Consider the following 17,574-nt stretch of genomic DNA (forward strand, 5'->3'; position numbering starts at 1 on the left):
CCGATCCATCACTCGCGAGCTTCTGGGCAGGGTCATTCTGCCGCACGAGGGACCCGTTCCACCGTTCGGTGGACATAAGGACGGCCGGGAACGCGGCGGGCCCGGGCCGCGAGAAGCGGTCCGGGCCCGTCGTCACGACGACTCGATTCAGGCGGTCTTCGCCCGGAGGGTGTCGACCAGCTTGTCCAGGGCCACCGGCTCCTGCTCGCCGGACTCCATGTCCTTGAGCTGGACCACGCCCTCGGCCAGGTCGCGCTCGCCGGCGACGACCGCGTACCGGGCGCCCGAGCGGTTGGCGTCCTTCATCGCGCCCTTCAGGCCCTTCCCGCCGTACGAGAAGTCCGTCGCGACGCCCTCCCGGCGCAGCTCGGTGACCACGCCGAAGAGCACCCGGCGCGCCTCCTCGCCCAGCGGGACCGCGAAGACGCTGGTCGAGGACGGGATGTCGAGCTCGATGCCCTCGGCCTCCAGGGCCAGCACGGTACGGTCCACGCCGAGCGCCCAGCCAACCGACGGGAGCGCCGGGCCGCCGATCATCTCGGAGAGGCCGTCGTAGCGACCGCCGCCGCCGACCGCGGACTGCGAGCCCAGGCCGCCGTGGACGAACTCGAAGGTCGTGCGGGTGTAGTAGTCCAGCCCGCGCACCAGCTTCACGTCGTCCTCGAAGGCCACCCCGGCCGCCGTGAGCAGCTCGCGCACCTCGGCGTGGTACGCCTTGCACGCGTCGCACAGGTAGTCGGTCAGCGCCGGAGCGCCGACCAGTTGCTTCTGGACGTCGGCCCGCTTGTCGTCGAGCACGCGCAGCGGGTTGATCTCGGCCCGGCGGAGCGTGTCCTCGTCGAGGTCGAGACCGCGCAGGAAGCCCTGGAGCGCCTCGCGGTAGACGGGACGGCACTCCTTGTCGCCGAGCGAGTTCAGCAGGATGCGGAAGTTCCGCAGGCCCAGCGAGCGGTACGCCTGGTCGGCCAGGATGATCAGCTCGGCGTCGAGCGCCGGGTCCTCGGCGCCGATCGCCTCGGCACCGACCTGGGAGAAGTGGCGGTAGCGGCCCGCCTGCTGGCGCTCGTAGCGGTAGTACGAGCCCGAGTACCAGAGCTTCACCGGCAGGTTGCCCTGCTTGTGCAGGTTGGCCTGGAGCGCCGCGCGCAGCACGGACGCGGTGCCCTCCGGACGCAGGGCGAGGTTGTCGTTGCCCTTCGTCGTGAGGGTGTACATCTCCTTGGTCACGATGTCCGTGGACTCGCCGACACCGCGCGAGAACAGCTCGACGTTCTCGAAACCGGGCGTCTCGATGTAGCCGTAGCCGGCGTTCTTCAGCGGCGTGGAGATCGCGTCCCGGACCGCCAGGAACGTGGCGGAGCGGGGCGGGATCAGGTCGTACGTGCCCTTGGGGGCCTGAAAGGTGCTCACGAAAGTCTCGTCACATTCCTCGTCGGGGAGCCTTCGCGCTCCCGAGGCCGGCGGCCACGTCCCGCAGATACGGGTTGGTGGCGCGCTCCTGGCCGATGGTCGTCTGGGGACCGTGACCCGACAGCACCACGGTCGAGTTGTCGAGCGGCAGGCACACGCGGGCCAGCGATTCGAGCATCTCGTCCATGTCACCGCCGGGCAGGTCGGTGCGTCCGATGGAGCCGGCGAAGAGCAGATCACCGGAGAAGAACACGGAGGGGATCTCCGTGGTCTGCGGCATCTGGAAGGTCACCGACCCCTTGGTATGACCGGGCGCATGCGCGACGGAGAACTCCAGTCCGGCGAGGTCCAGCTTCGCGCCGTCGGTGAGCTCGTGCACGTCGTCCGGCTCGCCCACGGTCAGTTCGCCCATGAGCGGCATCCCGATGGAGCGGCCGAGGGCCTTCTCCGGGTCGCTCATCATGTACCGGTCGGAGGGGTGGATCCACGCGGGTACGTCATGGGCGCCACAGACCGGGACGACGGAGGCGACGTGGTCGATGTGGCCATGGGTGAGGACCACCGCGACGGGCTTGAGCCGATGCTTCTTGAGCGTCTCCTCGACTCCCTGGGCGGCCTGGTGGCCCGGGTCGATGATCACGCACTCCTCGCCTGCGGCGGGGGCGACCAGATAGCAGTTGGTCCCCCAGGCCCCGGCGGGGAACCCGGCAATCAGCACGATCGTCCTTAAATGTCGTCCGGCACAGAGGTGCGGCGGAGCGGAAGCGGCAGATCAGAGCCTACCGGCGCTGCGTATTCCACAGCCAACCCGTATACGGTACGGGCACACCCGGCCAGGGCAGGAACGCACGAGCGACAAGGAGCAGACCCGGTGGTCAGCAGCGATCAGCGGCGGCGGCAGCTCGCCAGGGAGAAGTACGTACGGCAGCAGCAGCGACGGCAGGAGGCGCGACTGAAGGCCAGGCGCCGTTACACCGTCATCGCAGCCTCGCTGGCCGTGGTCCTGGCCGCGGGTGGTGCCGTGTACGCCTCGGTGGCGCTGTCCGACGGTGGCAAGAAGGGCTCCGACGACGCCGCGAGCGACGCCCCGACGCCCACTGCGAGCGAGTCGACGACGCCCGAGCCGGCGATGACCGTCGACAAGAAGGCCACGTACACGATGGCCCTCAAGACCAACGAGGGCGACATCTCCATCGCCATGGACGCGGCGAAGACCCCGCGGACGGTGAACTCCTTCAAGCACCTGGCCGACAAGAAGTACTTCGACGGAACGAAGTGCCACCGGCTCACCACCGACGGCATCTTCGTCCTCCAGTGCGGCGACCCGAAGGGCGACGGCACCGGCGGGCCGGGCTACACCATCCCGGACGAGAACCTGGACTCCCTCGGCAAGGCCGGCGCGGACGGTTCGGTGACGTTCCCGGCCGGAACGGTGGCGATGGCCAACACCGGTCAGCCGGGCACGGGCGGCAGCCAGTTCTTCCTCGTCTACAAGGACACGAAGCTGCCCCCGAGCTACACGCCCTTCGGGAAGATCGACGCGGCGGGCCTGAAGGCGGTCCAGGAGGTCGCGAAGGCCGGGGTCGAGGGTGGCGCCAAGGACGGCGCGCCGAAGAAGCCCGTCACCATCGAGAAGGCCACGGTCGCCAAGAAGTGACGCACGGCGTGACCGTTGAATTTCGGTCGCGCTGAGTGCGGACAGCCGGGCGGCCGGTCGCCTAGATTGGCGTTGTGCAGCGCGGTCCTGTATCCGCGTTGTTGAGGGCGGGCGAGGCCCGCCGGGAAACTGTGGACGATGCCCAGGGGGCACAACCCCCTCAGCGGCATCATGTGGAGGAGGCGCTGTGAGCAGCGACCCGTGGGGCCGCGTCGACGAGACGGGCACCGTGTACGTGCGTACTGCCGAGGGCGAGAAGGTCGTCGGATCGTGGCAGGCCGGCACTCCCGAGGAGGCACTGGCCTACTTCGAGCGCAAGTACGAGGGCTTGGTTGTCGAGATCGGCCTCCTCGAGAAGAGGGTGAAGACCACCGACCTCTCGGCGAAGGACGCCACTGCCGCGATCGACCACATCCGGCAGCAGGTCGACGAGCATCACGCCGTGGGTGACCTCGCCGCGCTGACCACGCGTCTCGACAAGCTGGTCGAGACGGTGGAGTCGCGCCGCGAGGAGCGCAAGGTCCAGAAGGCCAAGCAGACCGACGAGGCGCGGGGCGCCAAGGAGGCTCTGGTCAAGGAGGCCGAGGAGCTGGCGCAGAGCGAGCAGTGGCGGGCCGCCGGTGAGCGGCTGCGCGCGCTCGTGGACACCTGGAAGGGCCTGCCGCGGCTCGACCGGAAGTCGGACGACGAGTTGTGGCACCGCTTCTCGCACGCCCGCTCGGCGTTCTCCAAGCGCCGCAAGGCGCACTTCGCCTCGCTGGACGCGCAGCGCGAGGAGGCCCGCAAGGCCAAGGAGAAGCTGGTCGCGGAGGCCGAGTCGCTCTCCAACTCCACGGACTGGGGTGGCACGGCCGCCCGCTACCGCGAGCTGATGGCGGAGTGGAAGGCGGTGGGCCGCGCCCAGCGCGAGCACGAGGACGACCTGTGGAACCGCTTCCGCGGCGCCCAGGACGTGTTCTTCGCGGCGCGCGGCGAGGTCTTCGCCGAGCGGGACGCGGAGCAGACCGAGAACCTCAAGCTGAAGGAGGAGCTCGCGGTCGAGGCCGAGAAGCTGGTGCCCGTGGGGGATCTGAAGGCGGCCCGTGCGGCCTTCCGTTCCCTCAACGAGCGCTGGGAGGCCATCGGCCACGTGCCGCGCGACGCCCGCCCGAAGGTCGAGGGCCGGATGCACGCGGTGGAGCGGGCGCTGCAGGAGGCCGAGGAGTCGGAGTGGCGCCGGACCAACCCGGAGGCACGCGCGCGTGCCGCGGGTCTGACGGGCCAGCTGCAGGACGCGGTCGACAAGCTGCAGAAGCAGATCGACGCGGCTCGCGCGGCGGGCAACGACGCCAAGGCGGACAAGCTGGGCCGTGAGCTGGAGGGCCGCCAGGCGCTCCTGGACCAGGCGCTCAAGGGTCTGCAGGAGTTCGGCGGCTGACAGCGGTCGTACGGGAAGGGCCCCGGTACCTGTGACAGGTGCCGGGGCCCTTCTCTTGTCTCGTGCGTCCGCGTCACGGCCTGCGGGCCGAGGTGACGCGGTAGACGTCGTAGACGCCCTCCACGCCGCGGACGGCCTTCAGGACATGTCCGAGGTGCTTCGGGTCGCCCATCTCGAAGGTGAAGCGCGAGGTGGCGACCCGGTCGCGGGAGGTCTGGACGGCCGCCGACAGGATGTTGACGTGCTGGTCCGACAGGACCCGTGTGACGTCCGACAGCAGCCTGGAGCGGTCGAGTGCCTCGACCTGGATGGCGACCAGGAACACCGAGGACTGGGTGGGCGCCCACTCGACCTCGAGGATGCGCTCGGGTTCACGGGAGAGCGACTCGACGTTGACGCAGTCGCTGCGGTGAACCGATACGCCACTGCCGCGGGTGACGAAGCCGATGATCGGGTCGCCGGGTACGGGCGTACAGCACCGGGCCAGCTTGACCCAGACGTCCTCGACGCCCTTGACGACGACACCGGGGTCGGCGCTGGAGCGGCGCTTGGCGCGGCCGCGCGTGGGCGGGGCGGTCTCGACGAGGTCCTCGTTGGCGGCCTCTTCGCCGCCGAGGGCCTGCACCAGCTTCTGGACGATGGACTGGGCCGTGACATGGCCCTCGCCGATCGCCGCGTACAGCGAGGAGATGTCGCTGTAGCGCATCTCGTGGGCGAGCGTGACGAGCGAGTCGCCGGTCAGGATGCGCTGGATCGGCAGGTTCTGCTTGCGCATGGCCCGCGCGATGGCGTCCTTGCCCTGCTCGATCGCCTCCTCGCGGCGCTCCTTGGAGAACCATGCGCGGATCTTGTTGCGGGCTCGCGGGGACTTGACGAAGCCCAGCCAGTCGCGGGAAGGCCCGGCGCCGGCGGCCTTGGAGGTGAAGACCTCGACCAGGTCGCCGTTGTCGAGGGTCGACTCGAGCGGAACGAGCCGCCCGTTGACCCGGGCCCCTATGGTGCGGTGGCCGACCTCGGTGTGGACGGCGTAGGAGAAGTCGACGGGGGTGGCCCCGGCGGGCAGCGCTATGACGTCGCCCTTGGGGGTGAAGACGAAGACCTCGTTGCGCGACAGGTCGAAGCGGAGGGACTCCAGGAACTCGCCGGGGTCCTCGGTCTCCTTCTGCCAGTCGAGCAGCTGGCGCAGCCACGCCATGTCGTTGAGGTGGTCGTCCTTGCCGGCGCTCTTCGGCACGTCGGTCCGCACCTTGGAGGCCCCGGCGGAGGGGTCCTGCTTGTACTTCCAATGGGCGGCGATGCCGTACTCGGCCCGGCGGTGCATGTCGAACGTACGGATCTGCAGCTCGACGGGCTTGCCGTTGGGGCCGATGACCGTCGTGTGCAGCGACTGGTACATGTTGAACTTCGGCATCGCGATGTAGTCCTTGAACCGGCCGGGGACCGGGTTCCATCGCGCGTGGACGGTGCCGAGGGCCGCGTAGCAGTCGCGGACGGTGTCCACGAGGACGCGGATGCCGACCAGGTCGTAGATCTCCGCGAAGTCACGGCCGCGGACGATCATCTTCTGGTAGACGCTGTAGTAGTGCTTGGGCCGTCCGGTGACGGTGGCCTTGATACGGGCGGCGCGCAGGTCGGACTGGACCTCGTCGGTCACTATGGCGAGGTACTCGTCGCGCTTGGGCGCGCGCTCGGCGACGAGCCGGACGATCTCGTCGTACATCTTGGGGTAGAGGATCGCGAAGGCGAGGTCCTCCAGCTCCCACTTGATGGTGTTCATGCCCAGGCGGTGGGCCAGGGGCGCGTAGATCTCGAGGGTCTCGCGGGCCTTCTTCTCCTGCTTCTCCCGCTTGAGATAGCGCATCGTGCGCATGTTGTGCAGCCGGTCGGCGAGCTTGATGACCAGGACGCGCGGGTCCTTGGCCATGGCGACGACCATCTTGCGGACCGTCTCGGCCTGCGCGGCCTCGCCGAACTTGACCTTGTCGAGCTTGGTGACGCCGTCGACGAGCAGGGCGACCTGGTCGCCGAAGTCGCGGCGCAGCGTGTCCAGGCCGTATTCGGTGTCCTCGACGGTGTCGTGCAGCAGACCGGCCATGAGCGTGGCGGGGTCCATGCCGAGCTCGGCGAGGATGGTGGTGACGGCGAGCGGGTGCGTGATGTACGGGTCGCCGCTCTTTCGCTTCTGTCCGCGGTGCCAGCGCTCGGCGACCTGGTAGGCGCGCTCGACCTGGCGGAGCGTCGCGGTCTCGATCTTCGGGTCGTTGGAGCGGACGATCCGAAGCAGCGGTTCGAGGACCGGGTTGTACGGGGAGGAGCGCTGGACGCCGAGGCGGGCGAGGCGGGCCCGCACACGGTTGGACGAGCCGCCGCCGGAACGGGCCACGGGGGCGGGCGCGGGCTTGGGCGTGGAGGCCGGTGCCGGGGCGGGGGCCACGGGCGCGGGCCTGCTCTCCGCGGGCTTGTTCTTGGGCGTCGCGGGTTCCGCCGCGGCCTTCTCGGCCTGCGGGTCGGGCTGCGCGGCGGAGAGTGGCTGGGCCTCGTCTGGCAAGAGCGCTCCTTGGGGGTCCCCCCGGACGGAGTCTGGGGGAGGTTCCGGGTCCCCCGGTCAGGCCCGGAAAGGTCATGGTATCGATCCGGGAGCCACCGTGCTCACGCGTGCGGGGGGTGAGACGGGCACCACGCGCCGGAACGGTTACGTTCCGGGACATACCGGGAGAACGGCGGGGGCGCCCCGGGGATTCCCCGGGGCGCCCCCTCACCGCACGTGGTGCGGTGTCAGACCGTGATCAGCGCCTCCAGCGGGGCGCCGCGCAGCGCGGGCTCCAGCCGGGCCCGCCCGGCGAGGAAGCCGAGCTCCATGAGGACCGCGACACCCGCGACCTCGGCGCCGGCCCGCCGGATGAGCTCCAGCGAGGCCTCGGCGGTGCCGCCGGTCGCGAGGACGTCGTCGATGACCATGACGCGGTCGCCCGCGGCCAGGTCCTCGGCGTGCACCTCGATCTCGGCGGTGCCGTACTCCAGCTCGTACGCCTGCTTCAGCGTCGCTCCGGGCAGCTTGCCGGCCTTGCGGACCGGGATGAATCCCAGGCCCGCGCGGACGGCCACCGGGGCGGCGAGGATGAAGCCGCGCGCCTCGAGCCCGACGATCTTCGTCGCACCGTGCGTGGCGCACAGCGTGGCGAGGGTGTCGGTCAGGGACGTGAACGCCTCCGGGTCCGCGAGCAGCGGGGTGATGTCCTTGAACAGCACGCCCGGCTTCGGGTAGTCGGGGACGTCACGGATCCGGCTGAGCAGCAGCGCGGTGGTGTCCTGGGTCCCGGCGGTCATCCGCGGTTCTCCGACGCCCGACCCCGACGACCGCGCTGGCCGACGACGGCGGCGTGGTCCTCGTCCTCGAAGCTGTCACGGTGCTCGTCGGATTCGTCCAGGCTCTCGCCCTTGGCGGCAGCCGACGCCCGCTTGGCGAGCACCCGCTTCTTGAGCGCCTTGATCGCCGGCTCGCGCTCCTTGAGGTCGGCGACGAGCGGGGTGGCGATGAAGATCGAGGAGTACGCACCGGCGGCGAGGCCGACGAACAGCGACAGCGAGATGTCGTTCAGCATGCCGGCGCCGAGGACACCGCCACCGATGAAGAGCAGTCCGGCGACCGGCAGCAGGGCCACGACGGTGGTGTTGATCGAACGGATCAGGGTTCCGTTGATCGACCTGTTGGCCAGATCGCTGTACGTGTAGCGGGTCTGCTTGGTGATGTCCTTCGTTCCCTCCTTGAGGGAGTCGAAGACGACGACCGTGTCGTACAGCGAGTAGCCGAGGATCGTCAGCAGACCGATGACCGTACCGACCGTGACCTCGAACCCGACGAGCGAATAGATGCCGACGGTGATGGTCAGGTCGTGGATCAGGGCGATGAGCGCCGCTACCGCCATTCTCCACTCGAAGGCGATGGCCAGATAGATCACCACGAGGATCATGAAGACCGCGAGACCGGTCCATGCCTTGTTGGCGATCTGCTCACCCCAGCTGGGGCCGACCAGCTCCGCCGCGATCTTGTCCTCGGCGATGTTCAGGTCCTTGGCGAGCTCGGTGCGGACCTGGTCGGACTGCGACGTGTCGAGGCCGCCGACCTGGATGCGCAGCGCGCCGCTGCCGAGCTTCTGTACGACCGCGGTGTGGCCGGAGGCCTCTTCGGCGTACTCCTGGGCCTGGGAGACCGAGACTTCCGACTTCGGGGTGGTGAAGACCGCACCGCCCTGGAACTCGATGCCCATGTTCAGGCCTCGGACGGCCAGAGCCACGATCGCCGTGATGGTGATCAGGATGGACAGGCCGTACCAGAGCTTGCGGTTGCCGATGAAGTCGTAGGCGACCTCACCGCGGTTGAGCCGGGCGCCGAGGCTGTCGCGCTTGTTCGCCATCTCACGCCTCCTTCGGGGAGTCGACGGGGGCGGAGACACGACGGGAGCGGCGCAGCGGCGGCTTGGCGCCGAGACGCTTCGGGTCCAGCCCGGACCAGGCGTGACCCTCGCCGTAGAACTTGGTCCGTGCGAGCAGCGTCATCAGCGGCTTGGTGAAGAGGAACACCACGACCACGTCGAGCAGGGTGGTCAGACCGAGCGTGAACGCGAAGCCCTGGACCTTGCCGACGGTGACGACGAAGAGCACGGCGGCGGCGAGGAACGACACGAAGTCGGAGACGAGGATCGTGCGGCGGGCACGGGGCCACGCGCGCTCGACGGCCGGGCGGAGCGTGCGCCCCTCGCGGATCTCGTCGCGGATGCGTTCGAAGTAGACGATGAACGAGTCTGCGGTGATACCGATGGCGACGATGGCACCACAGACGGCCGGCAGGTTCAGCGCGAAGCCGATGGCCGGGCCGAGCAGCGACATGATCACGTACGTCAGGATCGCCGAGGCCAGAAGGCTGAGCAGCGCCACGAAGGACAGGCCGCGGTAGTAGACCACCAGGTAGAGGACGACCAGGGCCAGACCGATCGCACCGGCGATCAGACCCGCCTGCAGCTGCTCGCCGCCGAGGGCGGCGGTGACGGTGTCGACGCTCTGGGTGTCGAAGGAGAGCGGCAGGGCACCGTAGGACAGGATGTTGCCGAGGTCCTGGGCCGACTGCTGGGTGAAGCTGCCGGAGATCTCCGCGTTGGCGCTCAGCGTGGTGCGCACCGACGGGGCCGAGACGACCTCGCCGTCCAGCACGATCGCGAACTGGTTCTGCGGCTCCTGCTGCTGCGACAGCTTGCTGGTGATCTGCGAGAACTTCTTGGCGCCCGCCTCCGTGAACTCCATGTTCACGATCCACATGCCGCGCTGCTGGTCGAGGACGCCCTTGGCGTTGTCGACGTCCTTGCCGTCGACCTCGGCCGGGCCGAGAAGGTACTTCTCCCACTGGCCGATGGCGTTCTTGCCACAGGCGACGGTGGAGTCCTCGGGCTTGACGCCCTGACCGGCGGCGGCGCGCTGCTTCGGGTCGAGGCAGTTCAGGGCCGCGAACTTCTGCTCAAGGGCGGAGGCCGCGGGGTCGGCGCTCGGCGTGGCCGAGGGCTTGGGGCTGTCCGAGCTCTTCGGGGTGGCGGAACCGCTCGCGGTCGGCGTGGGGCTCGGGGCCTTCAGGGCCTCGGAGACCGCGCGGCCCTGGGTGGAGGCGCTCGACGACGGTGTGGCGGACTTCTCGTCCTTCTTGCCACTGTCGGCGGTCGCTCCGGAGGCCGAGGGCTTCGGAGAGGCGGAGGAGCTCGCGTCCGGCGCGGGCTGCTGCGAGGGCGCGTAGGTCAGAACGGGCCGGAAGTAGAGCTGGGCGGTGGTGCCGACCTGCTCACGGGCCTGCTTCTCGTTCACACCCCGGGGGATGTTGACGATGATGTTCTCTTTGCCCTGCGTCTGAACCTCGGCCTCGGAGACACCCAGACCATTGACACGGCGGTCGATGATTCCGACCGCGGTGTTCATGTTGGTCTCGTTGACGGCGTCTTCCTTGCCCGGCTCGGCCTTCGCCTTGAGCGTGATCGACGTACCGCCCGCGAGGTCGATGCCCAGCCGCGGAGTGGTGTGCCCCGACCAGAACATTCCGCCCGTGAGCGCGACCATGGCGATCAGGATCAGAGCCAGGGCACGCCCCGGCCTGCTCTGGCCCCCCGCCGGCCGTCGGCCCTTCTTCGGTGCTGCCACCTTGTCGTTTCTCCCTGTCCAACCGCCCTGCGCCGGGTGTGCGCGGTGCGGCCACGAAGTGTGTGTGGGGACCTGCCCCCGCAGACGTGGAACCGTGCCGGGGACCGCGGACGCCGGTGGGCGTCCGCGGTCCCCGGTCGCGACTACTTCGCCTCGGCCTCGCCGCCGGCCTTGTCGTCCTTCTTGACCTCGGCGTCGGCCTCGACGGCCTCGACCTTCTTGGTCAGGTCGGGCTTGGCGTCCTCGGCGGCCTCGTCCGACGCGTCGGCGTCGGCCGACTCGGTCAGCGAGGAGGCGTCGTCCGGGACGACCGTCTCGGTGTCCGGCTCGTCGCCGTGGACGATGCGGTTGTACTCGTCGTCCGCGAGGACCGCGCCGATGGCGTTCTTCGCGTAGACGGCGTGCACGCCGGGAGCGACCTCGAGGAGGACGGTCTCGTCGCCGATCTCCTTGACGGTGGCGTACATCCCCCCGATCGTCCGCACACCGGTGCCGGGCTGCATCTCGTCGCGCATCTGCGCGGCCGCCTGCTGCTTCTTCTTCGCAGAGCGGGTCATCAGGAACATGGCCCCGATGAGGACGATGAAGGGGAGGAGGGTCACGATACTCACGGGACGGGTTTCCTTCGCACGGACGCGGAGATCCCGCGGCCTGATCTTCGGGGGTGGGCGTGCCGACCAGAAAGGTCGGCATCGGCGGAGTCTAGGCGAGTCCGCATCATTGGAACAACGTCCAGCATCGCACCCTGGTTCCTCGTCCGACGAGTCTCCGCGCCGTCACGGCATGGTCACGCCCCGAAGAGCCCCTGTTGTCCGCTTCCTGGCGCGCCCGGGCCCGCTGCCTGCGGCGGAACGAGTCCGAGATGGGTCCATGCGGCGGGAGTGGCGACCCGACCACGGGGCGTGCGCGCCAGGAGTCCTTCCCGTACGAGGAAGGGTTCGGCGACCTCCTCGACGGTCTCGCGCTCCTCCCCGACCGCGACCGCGAGGGTCGACAGACCGACCGGACCGCCGCCGAAGAGCTTGAGCAGGGCCTCCAGGACGGCGCGGTCCAGACGGTCGAGACCGCGGCTGTCCACCTCGTACACCGCGAGTGCGGCGGCGGAGATCTCGCGGTTGATCACGCCGTCGGCCCTGACCTGGGCGTAGTCGCGGACGCGGCGCAGGAGACGGTTGGCGATGCGGGGGGTGCCCCGGGAGCGGCCGGCGATCTCGGCGGCTCCGGCCGTGTCGATCTCGACGTCGAGGAGTCCGGCGGAGCGGTGGATGACGCGCTCGAGCTCGGAGGCGTCGTAGAACTCCATGTGGGCGGTGAAGCCGAAGCGGTCCCGGAGCGGGGGCGGCAGGAGTCCGGCCCTGGTGGTGGCGCCGACCAGGGTGAAGGGCGGGAGCTCCAGCGGGATGGCGGTGGCGCCGGGGCCCTTGCCGACGATCACGTCGACGCGGAAGTCCTCCATCGCCATGTAGAGCATCTCCTCGGCGGGGCGGGACATGCGGTGGATCTCGTCGAGGAAGAGGATCTCTCCCTCCTGGAGGGAGGAGAGGATCGCGGCGAGGTCTCCGGCGTGCTGGATGGCCGGGCCGGAGGTGATCCGGATCGGGGCCTTCATCTCCGCCGCGATGATCATCGACAGGGTGGTCTTGCCGAGGCCGGGAGCGCCGGAGAGCAGGACGTGATCGGCGGTGGCTCCGCGCTGGCGGGCGGCCTTGAGGACCAGGTCGAGCTGCTGGCGGACCTTCTCCTGGCCGACGAACTCGCTGAGGTCCTTGGGCCGCAGGGCCGCCTCGACGGCCTGGTCGTCACCCTCGGCGGCCGCGGCGACGATGCGTTCGTCGGTGGGCGGTGCGGTGTCGTCGTCCCAGTTCACGTGGTCTGCCTTCGTGGTGATGGTGCGGTCGTCTGTACGTGCGGGGCGCCTGCGGCGAGCTCCGTCCCCACCCCGCGCAGCGGTCATGTCAGCGGGCGCGGTTCAGTGACTGGAGGGCCGCCCGCAGGAGCTGCGGGACCGGGGCCGAGCCGCCCGCGGCGATCGCAGCCTCGGCCTGTGGCGTCACCGCGGCGACCGCCTCCTCCGCCTCGCGTGACGCGTAGCCGAGGCCGATGAGGGCGGCGGCCAGCTGCTCCGTCCACGGCGCCGGGCCGGAGGCCGCCGCGCGCTGCGCGCCGACGAGGCCGGTGCCGAGCGGCTGCCCCAGCTTGTCCTTCAGTTCGAGGAGGAGCTTCTGCGCCCCCTTCTTGCCGATGCCGGGGACGGCGGTGAGCGTCTTCTCGTCCCCGGTGGAGACGGCGAGGCGCAGCGCGTCGGGGCTGTGCACGCCGAGCATGGCCTGGGCGAGTCGGGGTCCGACACCGCTCGCTGTCTGGAGCAGTTCGAAGACCTGCCGCTCGTCGTCGTCCGCGAAGCCGTACAGCGTCAGGGAGTCCTCACGGACCACCAAGGACGTGGCCAGCCGCGCCTCCTGACCGATCCTCAGGCCGGCGATGGTGTTCGGCGTGCACTGGACGGCCATGCCGACGCCGCCGACCTCGATGACCGCGGTGGTGGGGGCGAGCGCGGCGACCGGGCCGCTGACAAAGGCGATCATGCGGAACGGCCTTTCGTTGCGTGATGGGCGGCGACGGCCTGCTGGAGCCGGTTCTGGGCCGGGGCTCGCCAGATGTGACAGATGGCCAGGGCGAGGGCGTCGGCGGCGTCGGCCGGCTTGGGCGGGGCGGAGAGCCGGAGCAGCCGGGTCACCATGGCTCCGACCTGGGCCTTGTCGGCACGTCCGCTGCCGGTGACGGCGGCCTTGACCTCGCTGGGGGTGTGCAGGGCGACCGGGATGCCGCGGCGCGAGGCGCAGAGCATGGCGACTGCGCTGGCCTGGGCGGTGCCCATGACCGTACGCACATTGTGCTGGCTGAACACCCGCTCCACGGCGACCAGTTCGGGCGAGAAGCGGTCGAGCCACTCCTCGATCCCGCGCTCGATGCCGACGAGGCGTATGCCGATGTCGTCGGCGGCGGCCGTCCGCACGACGCCGACGCCGAGCATGGTCAGGGGGCGCCCGGCCACGCCTTCGACGACGCCGACACCGCACCGGGTCAGCCCCGGGTCCACCCCGAGCACGCGCACCTGAGCCCCTCCCTGGACCGTCTTCGTAAATCTGTTTGTGCAGGCTATCCGCTGCCACTGACAACGCCGCACGAACGACAGCGGGCCGACGGGGGTGTGTCCCCGTCGGCCCGCTGCGAGAAAGCGACCGCGCTCAGGCGTCGACCTTCTCCATGACCTCGTCGCTGACGTCGAAGTTGGCGAAGACGTTCTGCACGTCGTCGCTGTCCTCGAGCGCGTCGATCAGCTTGAAGATCTTGCGCGCGCCCTCTTCGTCGAGCTCGACCTGCATGGTCGGGACGAAGTTGGAGTCGGCGGAGTCGTAGTCGATGCCTGCCTCCTGGAGGGCGGTGCGGACCGCGACCATGTCGGTGGCCTCGCTGATGACCTCGAAGCTCTCACCGAGGTCGTTGACCTCCTCGGCGCCCGCGTCGAGCACAGCGCCGAGGACGTCGTCCTCGGTCAGCTCGCCCTTGGGCAGCACGATGACGCCCTTGCGGTTGAACAGGTACGAGACCGAGCCGGGGTCGGCCATCGAACCGCCGTTGCGGGTCATGGCGACGCGGACGTCGGAGGCGGCACGGTTGCGGTTGTCGGTGAGGCACTCGATGAGCACCGCGACACCGTTCGGGCCGTAACCCTCGTACATGATCGTCTCGTAGTCGACGCCGCCGGCCTCGAGGCCGCCGCCGCGCTTGATCGCCGAGTCGATGTTCTTGTTCGGGACGGAGCTCTTCTTCGCCTTCTGTACGGCGTCGAACAGCGTCGGGTTACCGTCCAGATCGGCACCGCCGGTCCGGGCGGCGACCTCGATGTTCTTGATCAGCTTCGCGAAGAGCTTGCCGCGCTTGGCATCGATCACGGCCTTCTTGTGCTTCGTCGTAGCCCATTTAGAGTGGCCGGACATCTGCCTGTCTCCTTCGCGTAACCCATTTCTGAACGAACCCCAGAGATCCTACCGGGACCTCGTCACACCGCGGCGCGCACCATGTCGACGAACAGGGCGTGAATGCGGTGATCGCCGGTGAGCTCGGGGTGGAACGAGGTCGCCAGGGCCAGGCCCTGCCGTACGGCCACGATGTGACCCTCGTGCTCCGCGAGGACCTCGACCTGGGCACCGACGGACTCGACCCACGGGGCGCGGATGAAGACGCCCTCGACGGGGCCGTCCTCGATACCGGTGACGGTGACGCCGGCCTCGAAGGACTCGTTCTGCCGTCCGAACGCGTTGCGGCGGACGATCATGTCTATGCCGCCGAAGGTCTCCTGGCCCGAGCGCGGGTCGAGGATCTTGTCGGCGAGCATGATCAGACCGGCGCAGGTGCCGTACACCGGCAGTCCGGCGGCGATGCGTTCGCGCAGCGGCTCCATGAGGCCGAAGAGCTCGGCCAGCTTGGAGATGGTGGTGGACTCGCCGCCGGGTATGACGAGACCGTCGACCTCGGCGAGCTCCTCGGGGCGCCGGACCGGCCTGGCCACGGCGTCAGCCGCGGCCAGGGCGATCAGGTGCTCCCGTACGTCGCCCTGGAGGGCCAGGACACCGATCACGGGTGTGCTCATGGGTGGTTACCAGCCGCGGTTGGCGTAGCGCTCGGACTCGGAGAGCGTGTCGCAGTTGATGCCGACCATGGCCTCGCCCAGGTTGCGGGAGGCGTCCGCGATGATCTTCGGGTCGTCGTAGAAGGTGGTGGCCTTCACGATGGCGGCGGCGCGCTTGGCCGGGTCGCCCGACTTGAAGATGCCGGAGCCGACGAAGACGCCCTCGGCGCCGAGCTGGCGCATCAGCGCGGCGTCGGCGGGGGTGGCGACACCACCGGCGGAGAACAGCACGACCGGCAGCTTGCCGAGCTCGGCGACCTCCTTGACGAGCTCGTACGGGGCGCGCAGGTCCTTGGCGGCGGCGAACAGCTCGTTGTTGTCGAAGCCGCGCAGCTTGGCGATCTCGTTCTTGATCTGGCGCAGGTGGCGGACGGCCTCGACGACGTTGCCGGTGCCGGCCTCGCCCTTGGAGCGGATCATGGCCGCGCCCTCGGCGATGCGGCGCAGGGCCTCGCCCAGGTTGGTGGCGCCACAGACGAAGGGGGTGGTGAAGGCCCACTTGTCGGAGTGGTTGACCTCGTCGGCCGGGGTGAGGACCTCGGACTCGTCGATGTAGTCGACGCCAAGGGACTGCAGGACCTGGGCCTCGACGAAGTGGCCGATGCGGGACTTGGCCATGACCGGGATGGAGACCGCGCCGATGATCTCTTCGATCATGTTCGGGTCGGACATGCGGGCGACACCGCCGTCCTTGCGGATGTCGGCGGGGACCCGCTCCAGGGCCATGACGGCCACGGCACCGGCGTCCTCGGCGATCTTCGCCTGCTCGGCGTTGACCACGTCCATGATCACGCCGCCCTTGAGCTGCTCGGCCATGCCGCGCTTGACGCGCGCGGTGCCGGTCTCGGGAGACTGGGTGCTGTTGGGAAGCGTGGTGGACACGGGGACCTCACTCGGGAAAGCGGTGTTGAGACAAGAGTGAGGAAACAGGCCAGCACCAGTCCACATCAAGGGCCAATGTGCAGGCGGTGGATCGTTTTCGCTGTTTTCGCAGGTTACCGGAGGTCAGGCCGGGCGATCGGCAAGGGCGACGGGCGGTTCGTCGTCCATTTCGAAGGCCAGCGGGAACGGAGCGTGACCGGCCAGCCGGAACCAGCGCACCTTGCGGTGGCGGCGCAGGGCACGGGCGGCGCGCACGGCGTCGTTGTGGAACCTGCGCGCCATCGGCACGCGGCGGACGGCTGCCGCGAGCTCGTTGGCGGCCTCCTCTCCGCCGGGGGCCGCCCGTACCGCCTCGACCTGCTCGGGCTCCCCGAACACGGCGCGCAGGGCCTGGCTCAGCTCGCTCTCGGCGACCTCGCGCTGATCCTCCTCGGCCTGCCGGGCGGCGTGCGCGGCCTCGTACAGCACGATCGAGGCGGCCGGGTCGAGGACGCCGGACGTGGCCAGTTCCTGGGCGACCGAGGCCCGGCGGAGCAGCTGGGCGTCGAGGGCGGCGCGGGCCGCGTCGATCCGCGCGTGCAGCCGGTCGAGGCGGCCGGCGGTCCAGCTGAGGTACAGGCCGATCGCGATGAGCGCGACGACGGTCCAGATCAGGGTTTCGGTCACGGGCGCACAGGCTACCGTCGCGGCGGCAGGACCCCTTCCCACAGGTCACGGTCGTGGGCGAACCGGACCTTCGCCGTCCGCCCGTCGGAGAGCTCCGCGAGCCGATCGAGCCAGGGGTGGTGGGGCACGCCGAACTCGGCCGCGAAGTCGTACGCCTGCCCGGCGAGGACGGTGACGTGGTCGCCCTGGTCGAGGACCAGGGACTGGTGCCCCTCGGTGTGCCCGGGTGTGGGTACGACGGTGATTCCCGGCGCGATCGTGTGTTCGCCGTCGATCTCCTCGTAGCGGACACCGTCGAGCAACCAGTCCAGTGTGTAGTCGCCGGCCCGTGCGGTGGCCAGTTCCTTGCGCTGGACGAGCACGGGGGTGTCGGGGAAGAGCGGGTTACCACCGATGTGGTCGAAGTGGAGATGGCAGTTCACGACGAGGTCGACGTCCCTGGCCACGGCGGGGAGGGGGTGGCGGGTGGGCCGGTAGTGCGCGTCCGTCTCCGGGGAGCCCTCCCCCATGCCGGTGTCGAAGAGGAGGGTGCCGTGCTCGTGGCGTACCAGGTACGCGAGCACGGGCTCCACGCGCGCGTGGGGCCCGCCCCACTCTTCGGCCGGCCGCACGAAGTACCCCAGGTCCAGTGTTTCCACGCTCGGTGAGGTCATCGCCCCAGCGTGCCACGCG

General features: G+C 69.9%; 17 protein-coding genes. 2 read left to right on the forward strand and 15 right to left on the reverse strand.

Annotated features, from left to right (window positions below; genetic code table 11):
• Positions 1 to 147: 147 nt before the first annotated feature.
• Together hisS and ACZ561_RS19425 are read right to left on the reverse strand one after the other, a co-directional pair.
• Positions 148 to 1,410 (reverse strand): histidine--tRNA ligase, encoded by a 1,263-nt coding sequence (hisS, locus tag ACZ561_RS19420; RefSeq protein WP_470996432.1) that lies wholly within the window; start codon positions 1,408 to 1,410, stop codon positions 148 to 150.
• A 10-nt stretch (positions 1,411 to 1,420) separates the two neighbouring features.
• The gene (locus ACZ561_RS19425; protein WP_385157558.1) at positions 1,421 to 2,128 is read right to left on the reverse strand and encodes an MBL fold metallo-hydrolase; all 708 of its coding nucleotides are present in this window, start codon (positions 2,126 to 2,128) and stop codon (positions 1,421 to 1,423) included.
• Positions 2,129 to 2,281: 153 nt separating this feature from the next.
• On the opposite strand from ACZ561_RS19425, the gene ACZ561_RS19430 reads away from it, so the two are divergent.
• A complete protein-coding gene (locus ACZ561_RS19430) occupies positions 2,282 to 3,067 on the forward strand; it encodes a peptidylprolyl isomerase (RefSeq protein WP_470996435.1) in 786 nt (261 codons plus the stop codon).
• Between the two features lie 187 nt (positions 3,068 to 3,254).
• Entirely contained in the window at positions 3,255 to 4,484 is a 1,230-nt protein-coding gene (locus tag ACZ561_RS19435) for a DUF349 domain-containing protein (protein WP_470996438.1), read from the forward strand.
• A gap of 73 nt (positions 4,485 to 4,557) precedes the next feature.
• Here ACZ561_RS19435 and ACZ561_RS19440 read toward each other — a convergent pair whose 3' ends face one another.
• The 13 genes from ACZ561_RS19440 to ACZ561_RS19500 form a co-directional block, all read right to left on the reverse strand.
• Complete coding sequence (locus ACZ561_RS19440; RefSeq protein WP_470996441.1) at positions 4,558 to 7,032, reverse strand: RelA/SpoT family protein; 2,475 nt, start codon at positions 7,030 to 7,032, stop codon at positions 4,558 to 4,560.
• Positions 7,033 to 7,259: 227 nt separating this feature from the next.
• Positions 7,260 to 7,811, reverse strand: coding sequence for an adenine phosphoribosyltransferase (locus ACZ561_RS19445; RefSeq protein ID WP_470996444.1), 552 nt, complete (start codon positions 7,809 to 7,811; stop codon positions 7,260 to 7,262).
• Positions 7,808 to 8,899, reverse strand: a complete 1,092-nt coding sequence (gene secF, locus ACZ561_RS19450; protein ID WP_470996447.1) for a protein translocase subunit SecF — start codon at positions 8,897 to 8,899, stop codon at positions 7,808 to 7,810. Before secF ends, ACZ561_RS19445 begins: the two co-directional genes overlap by 4 nt.
• 1 nt (position 8,900) lies before the next feature.
• Positions 8,901 to 10,661 carry a protein translocase subunit SecD gene (gene secD / locus ACZ561_RS19455; RefSeq protein ID WP_470996449.1) on the reverse strand — a complete coding sequence of 587 codons (1,761 nt, stop codon included), beginning with the start codon at positions 10,659 to 10,661 and terminating at the stop codon, positions 8,901 to 8,903.
• A 143-nt stretch (positions 10,662 to 10,804) separates the two neighbouring features.
• Positions 10,805 to 11,272 (reverse strand): preprotein translocase subunit YajC, encoded by a 468-nt coding sequence (gene yajC / locus ACZ561_RS19460; RefSeq protein WP_376443033.1) that lies wholly within the window; start codon positions 11,270 to 11,272, stop codon positions 10,805 to 10,807.
• A 176-nt stretch (positions 11,273 to 11,448) separates the two neighbouring features.
• Positions 11,449 to 12,528, reverse strand: coding sequence for a Holliday junction branch migration DNA helicase RuvB (gene ruvB, locus ACZ561_RS19465; RefSeq protein WP_470996452.1), 1,080 nt, complete (start codon positions 12,526 to 12,528; stop codon positions 11,449 to 11,451).
• An 88-nt stretch (positions 12,529 to 12,616) separates the two neighbouring features.
• Positions 12,617 to 13,246: a Holliday junction branch migration protein RuvA gene (gene ruvA / locus ACZ561_RS19470; RefSeq protein ID WP_470996455.1), complete on the reverse strand. Its 630-nt coding sequence runs from the start codon at positions 13,244 to 13,246 to the stop codon at positions 12,617 to 12,619.
• Positions 13,243 to 13,776 (reverse strand): crossover junction endodeoxyribonuclease RuvC, encoded by a 534-nt coding sequence (gene ruvC / locus ACZ561_RS19475; RefSeq protein WP_470996458.1) that lies wholly within the window; start codon positions 13,774 to 13,776, stop codon positions 13,243 to 13,245. Before ruvC ends, ruvA begins: the two co-directional genes overlap by 4 nt.
• A gap of 133 nt (positions 13,777 to 13,909) precedes the next feature.
• Complete coding sequence (locus tag ACZ561_RS19480; protein ID WP_158985482.1) at positions 13,910 to 14,662, reverse strand: YebC/PmpR family DNA-binding transcriptional regulator; 753 nt, start codon at positions 14,660 to 14,662, stop codon at positions 13,910 to 13,912.
• 62 nt (positions 14,663 to 14,724) lie between these two features.
• Positions 14,725 to 15,315 carry a pyridoxal 5'-phosphate synthase glutaminase subunit PdxT gene (gene pdxT, locus ACZ561_RS19485; protein WP_470996461.1) on the reverse strand — a complete coding sequence of 197 codons (591 nt, stop codon included), beginning with the start codon at positions 15,313 to 15,315 and terminating at the stop codon, positions 14,725 to 14,727.
• Between the two features lie 6 nt (positions 15,316 to 15,321).
• Positions 15,322 to 16,170, reverse strand: coding sequence for a pyridoxal 5'-phosphate synthase lyase subunit PdxS (gene pdxS, locus ACZ561_RS19490; RefSeq protein WP_376443043.1), 849 nt, complete (start codon positions 16,168 to 16,170; stop codon positions 15,322 to 15,324).
• A gap of 189 nt (positions 16,171 to 16,359) precedes the next feature.
• A complete protein-coding gene (locus ACZ561_RS19495) occupies positions 16,360 to 16,902 on the reverse strand; it encodes a LemA family protein (RefSeq protein WP_376443018.1) in 543 nt (180 codons plus the stop codon).
• An 11-nt stretch (positions 16,903 to 16,913) separates the two neighbouring features.
• Positions 16,914 to 17,555 (reverse strand): MBL fold metallo-hydrolase, encoded by a 642-nt coding sequence (locus tag ACZ561_RS19500; RefSeq protein WP_470996465.1) that lies wholly within the window; start codon positions 17,553 to 17,555, stop codon positions 16,914 to 16,916.
• Positions 17,556 to 17,574 lie beyond the last annotated feature (19 nt).

This window comes from Streptomyces sp. NPDC039609, from assembly GCF_055596705.1.

Excerpts from the sequence above, each read along its gene's own strand:
- ACZ561_RS19500 (WP_470996465.1), bottom strand. The coding sequence starts at position 17,555 with ATGACCTCACCGAGCGTGGAAACACTGGACCTGGGGTACTTCGTGCGG.
- ACZ561_RS19480 (WP_158985482.1), bottom strand. The coding sequence starts at position 14,662 with ATGTCCGGCCACTCTAAATGGGCTACGACGAAGCACAAGAAGGCCGTG.
- secF (WP_470996447.1), bottom strand. The coding sequence starts at position 8,899 with ATGGCGAACAAGCGCGACAGCCTCGGCGCCCGGCTCAACCGCGGTGAG.
- ACZ561_RS19445 (WP_470996444.1), bottom strand. The coding sequence starts at position 7,811 with ATGACCGCCGGGACCCAGGACACCACCGCGCTGCTGCTCAGCCGGATC.
- ruvA (WP_470996455.1), bottom strand. The coding sequence starts at position 13,246 with ATGATCGCCTTTGTCAGCGGCCCGGTCGCCGCGCTCGCCCCCACCACC.
- pdxT (WP_470996461.1), bottom strand. The coding sequence starts at position 15,315 with ATGAGCACACCCGTGATCGGTGTCCTGGCCCTCCAGGGCGACGTACGG.
- pdxS (WP_376443043.1), bottom strand. The coding sequence starts at position 16,170 with ATGGCCGAGCAGCTCAAGGGCGGCGTGATCATGGACGTGGTCAACGCC.